The organism is Altericroceibacterium spongiae (genome assembly GCF_003610805.1).
Lineage (GTDB): Bacteria > Pseudomonadota > Alphaproteobacteria > Sphingomonadales > Sphingomonadaceae > Altericroceibacterium > Altericroceibacterium spongiae.
Window position 1 is genome coordinate 1 of record NZ_RAPF01000023.1, and the last position, 5849, is coordinate 5849.

1 protein-coding gene is annotated in these 5849 nt (G+C 57.5%); it reads left to right on the forward strand.

Translation table 11 applies throughout. From position 1 onward, the window contains the following. On the forward strand, nt 1–5849 hold a 5849-nt coding region (locus D6851_RS17335), incomplete at both ends, for an FG-GAP repeat protein (RefSeq protein ID WP_120326094.1).

Sequence of the window (5849 nt, forward strand, 5' to 3'; positions counted from 1 at the left end):
GAATATGGGCGATGTCAATGGCGATGGGTATGATGACTGGATCGTCGGGGCCTATCAGAACGACGAGGGCGGAACGAATACAGGTGCAGCCTATGTACTGTTCGGCGGAGCGGGCGGTTTCGGAACAGTGGATGCGACGGGCCGCCGGGTGATCGATCTGTCTTCGCTCAGCGCTTCGCAGGGTTTTGCCATTCTGGGTGATAATACCGAGGATTCTCTGGGCTATTCGGTGTCTCTGGCCGGTGATGTGAATGGTGATGGCTATGACGATGTGATCGTCGGAGTCTTTGGCGACGATGATGGCGGCACTACTGCCGGAGCGGCCTATGTGCTGTTCGGCAAGGCTTCGGGCTTTGGCACAGTGGATCTGGGCGGCGGATTGAGCGCCAGTGATGGCTTCAAGATCACAGGCGATACCACGGAAGATCTTCTGGGCTATTCGGTGTCCTCGGCGGGCGATGTGAACGGTGATGGCTATGACGATGTGATTGTCGGGGCCTATGGTAATGACGCTGGCGGCACCTATGCCGGAGCGGCCTATGTGCTGTTCGGCAAGGCTTCGGGCTTTGGCACAGTGGATCTGGGCAACACGCTGAATGCCAGTGATGGCTTCAAGATCACAAGTGACGCATCCAACGATTATCTGGGCTATTCGGTGTCCTCGGCGGGGGATGTGAACGGTGATGGCTATGACGATGTGATTGTCGGGGCCCATGGTAATGACGATGGCGGCAGCACTGCCGGGGCAGCCTATGTGCTGTTCGGCAAGGCTTCGGGCTTTGGCACAGTGGATCTGGGCAGCGGGCTGAGCGCCGCGGACGGTTTCCAGATTATGGGCGCGGTTGCCGGTGATTCTCTGGGCTATTCGGTGTCCTCTGCGGGCGATGTGAATGGCGATGGCTATGACGATCTGATCGTTGGGGCCTATTACAACGACGATGGCGGCAGCACTGCCGGGGCAGCCTATGTGCTGTTCGGCAAGGCTTCGGGCTTTGGCACAGTGGATCTGGGCAGCGGGCTGAGTGCCAGTGATGGCTTCAAGATTATGGGCGCGGCTGTGGATGATTCTCTGGGCTATTCGGTGTCCTCTGCGGGCGATGTGAATGGCGATGGCTATGCCGATCTGATTATCGGGGCTCGTCAGAACGACGCTGGCGGTAGCGATGCCGGAGCGGCCTATGTGATTTTCGGCAAGGCCTCGGGCTTCGGTACGGTGGATCTCGATACTCTCACGGCCGCCGATGGCTTTATCATCCAGGGCGATACGATTGGTGACAATCTCGGCGTATCGGTTTCTTCAGCCGGGGATATCGATGGCGATGGTTATGACGATCTGCTGGTCGGTGCTAATGGGGGTGATGATGGCGGGGAGGATGCCGGGGAAGTCTATGTGCTGTATGGCAGTGCCCTGTATGGCCAGCAGGGTGAACAGACGGATCGGGCGCTGACCGGCACGGCTTCTGCGGATATCCTTATCGGCGGCAATGGTGACGATACGATTGTCAGTGCAGGCGGTGCGGATGTGATCCGCAGCGGTGCGGGCGACGATCGCATCACACTCACCGATTTCACCTTTGAAGATATTCATGGCGGGCGCGGTTTCGATAGTCTGGTGCTGGATGGAGCCGGGCTCAACTTCGATCTGACCGCCATTCTGCCGGGCGATCTGCGCTCTGTGGAAGCGATCGATCTGACCGGCAGCGGTGACAATGTGCTGACGATTAGCGGGGAGAACCTGCTCGATATCAGTGACTGGCGGATGGATGGTGAGGCGTATATGCTGGTGACCGGCGATGCCGGGGACAGCGTGGTGACGCAGGGCTTCACCTATGGCGGCACGCAGATCTATGAGGGTGTGACTTACAACCTCTATGAACGCGGCTATGCCAATTTGCTGGTGGAACAGGATGTGGCTGTCACCAATGAGCCGTTTGGCACCGCCCCGGTGATCGATACGAGCATTCTCAAGGAACATTACGGCTTTATCGTCCAGGGTGACGAAGCGAATGATTATCTTGGCTATAGTTCGATGCAGAATATGGGCGATGTCAATGGCGATGGGTATGATGACTGGATCGTCGGGGCCTATTACAACGACGATGGCGGCAGCGATGCCGGTGCAGCCTATGTGCTGTTCGGCGGAGCGGGCGGTTTCGGAACACCGGATGCGACGGGCCGCCGGGTGATCGATCTGTCTTCGCTCAGCGCTTCGCAGGGTTTTGCCATTCTGGGTGAAAATAGCAACGATTATCTGGGCTTGTCGGTGTCTCTGGCCGGTGATGTGAACGGGGATGGCTATGATGATCTGATTGTCGGGGCCTATGATAATGACGCTGGCGGCAGCACTGCCGGAGCGGCCTATGTGCTGTTCGGCAAGGCTTCGGGCTTTGGCACGGTGGATCTGGGCAGCGGATTGAGCGCCAGTGATGGCTTCAAGATCATAGGCGACGCATCTGGCGATTATCTGGGCATGTCGGTGTCCTCGGCGGGGGATGTGAACGGGGATGGCTATGACGATGTGATTGTCGGAGCCCGTTACAATGACGATGGCGGAGGGAATACAGGCACGGCCTATGTGCTGTTCGGCAAGGCCTCGGGCTTTGGCACGGTGGATACATCGTCTTCGCTCAGCGCCTCGGATGGTTTTAAAATCTATGGTGATAATGATAGCGATTATCTGGGTTATTCGGTGTCCTCTGCGGGGGATGTGAACGGGGATGGCTATGACGATCTGATCGTCGGAGCCTATGCCAACAACGATGGCGGCATCGATGATGAAGGGGCGGCCTATGTGATTTTCGGCAAGGCTTCGGGCTTCGGTACGGTGGATCTTGGCAGCGGGCTGAGTGCCAGTGATGGCTTCAAGATTATGGGTGCCGTAGCTAACGATTATCTGGGCTATTCGGTGTCCCTGGCGGGCGATGTAAACGGGGATGGCTATGCCGATCTGATTATCGGGGCCCATTACAACGACGATGGCGGCAGCGAAGCCGGAGCGGCCTATGTGATTTTCGGCAAGGCTTCGGGCTTTGGCACAGTGGATCTGGGCAGCGGGCTGAGCGCAAGCGATGGTTTCCAGATTATGGGAGATACCACGGAAGATTTTCTGGGCTATTCGGTGTCCTCTGCGGGCGATGTGAATGGCGATGGCTATGACGATGTGATTGTCGGGGCCTATGGTAATGACGCTGGCGGCAGCGATGCCGGAGCGGCCTATGTGATTTTCGGCAAGGCTTCGGGCTTCGGCACGGTGGATCTCGATATTCTCGCGGCCGCCGATGGCTTTATCATCCAGGGCGATACGATTGGTGACAATCTCGGCGTATCGGTTTCTTCAGCCGGGGATATCGATGGCGATGGCTATGACGATCTGCTGGTCGGTGCTAATGGGGGTGGTGATGGCGGCGGCAATGCCGGGGAAGTCTATGTGCTCTTCGGGCGGCCCGATATGGGGGCCGACATTATGCAGGGCACGTCCAACGCCGATACGCTGGTGGGGACCAGCGGTGCGGATATCATTATCGGCGATGAGGGCGACGATATCATCGTCACCGGCGGCGGTGCGGATGTGGTCCGTGGCGGTGCAGGGGACGATCTGATCCGTCTGGTCGATTTCGACTTCGAAGATATCCATGGCGGGCGCGGTTTCGATACGCTGGTATTGCAGGATCTGGGGATGAATCTGGACCTGACTGCCATTCTGCCGGGCGATCTGCGCTCTATCGAAGCGGTGGACCTTACTGGCGATGGTGACAATTCTCTGAGTTTCACGGCGGAAACCGTGTTCGATATCAGTGACTGGCGGATGGATGGTGAAGCCTGGATGATAGTGAAGGGCGATGCGGGTGATAGTGCCATCGGTCTGGAAGGTTTTACCTATGGCGGCACCTATGATTATGAGGGTGTGACCTATAATCTCTATGAGCGCGGCTATGCCAATGTTCTGGTGGAACAGGATGTGACGTTCACCAATGACCCGCTCGGCACCGCCCCGGTGATCGATACGAGTATTCTCAAGGAACATTACGGCTTTATCGTCCAGGGTGACGAAGCGGGTGATCGTTTGGGCTATCGTTCGATGCAGAATATGGGCGATGTCAATGGCGATGGGTATGATGACTGGATTATCGGGGCCTATGTGAACGACGATGGCGGCAGCGATACCGGAGCGGCCTATGTGCTGTTCGGCGGAGCGGGCGGTTTCGGAACAGTGGATGCGACGGGCCGCCGGGTGATCGATCTGTCTTCGCTCAGCGCTTCGCAGGGTTTTGCCATTCTGGGTGATAATAGTAGCGATTATCTGGGCTATTCGGTGTCCCTGGCCGGTGATGTGAACGGGGATGGCTATGATGATCTGATTATCGGGGCTTATCGCAACGATGATGGCGGCACTTCTGCCGGAGCGGCCTATGTGCTGTTCGGCAAGGCTTCGGGCTTTGGCACAGTGGATCTGGGCAACACGCTGAGTGCCGCGGATGGCTTCAAGATCATAGGCGATACCACGGAAGATTATCTGGGCTTGTCGGTGTCCTCTGCGGGCGATGTGAACGGAGATGGCTATGACGATCTGATTGTCGGGGCCTATCGCAACGACGATGGCGGAACGGATACAGGCACGGCCTATGTGCTGTTCGGCAAGGCCTCGGGCTTTGGTACGGTGGATACATCGTCTTCGCTCAGCGCCTCGGATGGTTTTAAAATCTATGGTGATAATACCGATGATTATCTGGGCTATTCGGTGTCCTCTGCGGGGGATGTGAATGGCGATGGCTATGCCGATGTGATTGTCGGGGCCCATGGTAATGACGATGGCGGAACGGATACAGGCACGGCCTATGTGCTGTTCGGCAAGGCCTCGGGCTTCGGCACGGTGAATACATCGTCTTCGCTCAGTGCCTCGGATGGTTTTAAAATCTATGGTGATAATACCGATGATTATCTGGGCTTGTCGGTGTCCTCTGCGGGCGATGTGAACGGTGATGGCTATGACGATCTGATCGTCGGAGCCTATGCAAACGACGATGGTGGCAGCGATGATGAAGGCGCAGCCTATGTGATTTTCGGCAAGGCTTCGGGCTTTGGCACAGTGGATCTGGGCAGCGGGCTGAGTGCCAGTGATGGCTTCAAGATTATGGGTGCCGTATCTAACGATTATCTGGGCTATTCGGTGTCCTCTGCGGGCGATGTGAATGGCGATGGCTATGCCGATCTGATTATCGGGGCCTATGCCAACGACGATGGCGGCAGCGATGCCGGAGCGGCCTATGTGATTTTCGGCAAGGCCTCGGGCTACGGCACGGTGGATCTCGATACTCTTACCGCCGCCGATGGCTTTATCATCCAGGGCGATACGGCAGATGACTATCTCGGCATAGCGGTCTCTTCAGCCGGGGATATCGATGGCGATGGCTATGACGATTTGCTGGTCGGTGCTTATTCCGGTGACGATGGCGGCAGTAATGCCGGGGAAGCCTATGTGCTGTATGGCAGTGCCCTTTATGGCCAGCAGGGTGAACAGACGGATCGGGCGCTGACCGGCACGGCTTCTGCGGATATCCTGATCGGCGGTAATGGTGACGATGCGATTATCAGCGCAGGCGGTGCGGATGTGATCCGCAGCGGTGCGGGCGACGATCGCATCACACTCACCGATTTCACCTTTGAAGATATCCATGGCGGGCGCGGTTTCGATAGTCTGGTGCTGGATGGAGCCGGGCTCAACTTCGATCTGACCGCCATTCTGCCGGGCGATCTGCGCTCTGTGGAAGCGATCGATCTGACCGGCAGCGGTGACAATGTGCTGACGATCAGCGGGGAAAACCTGCTCGATATCAGTGACTGGCGGATGG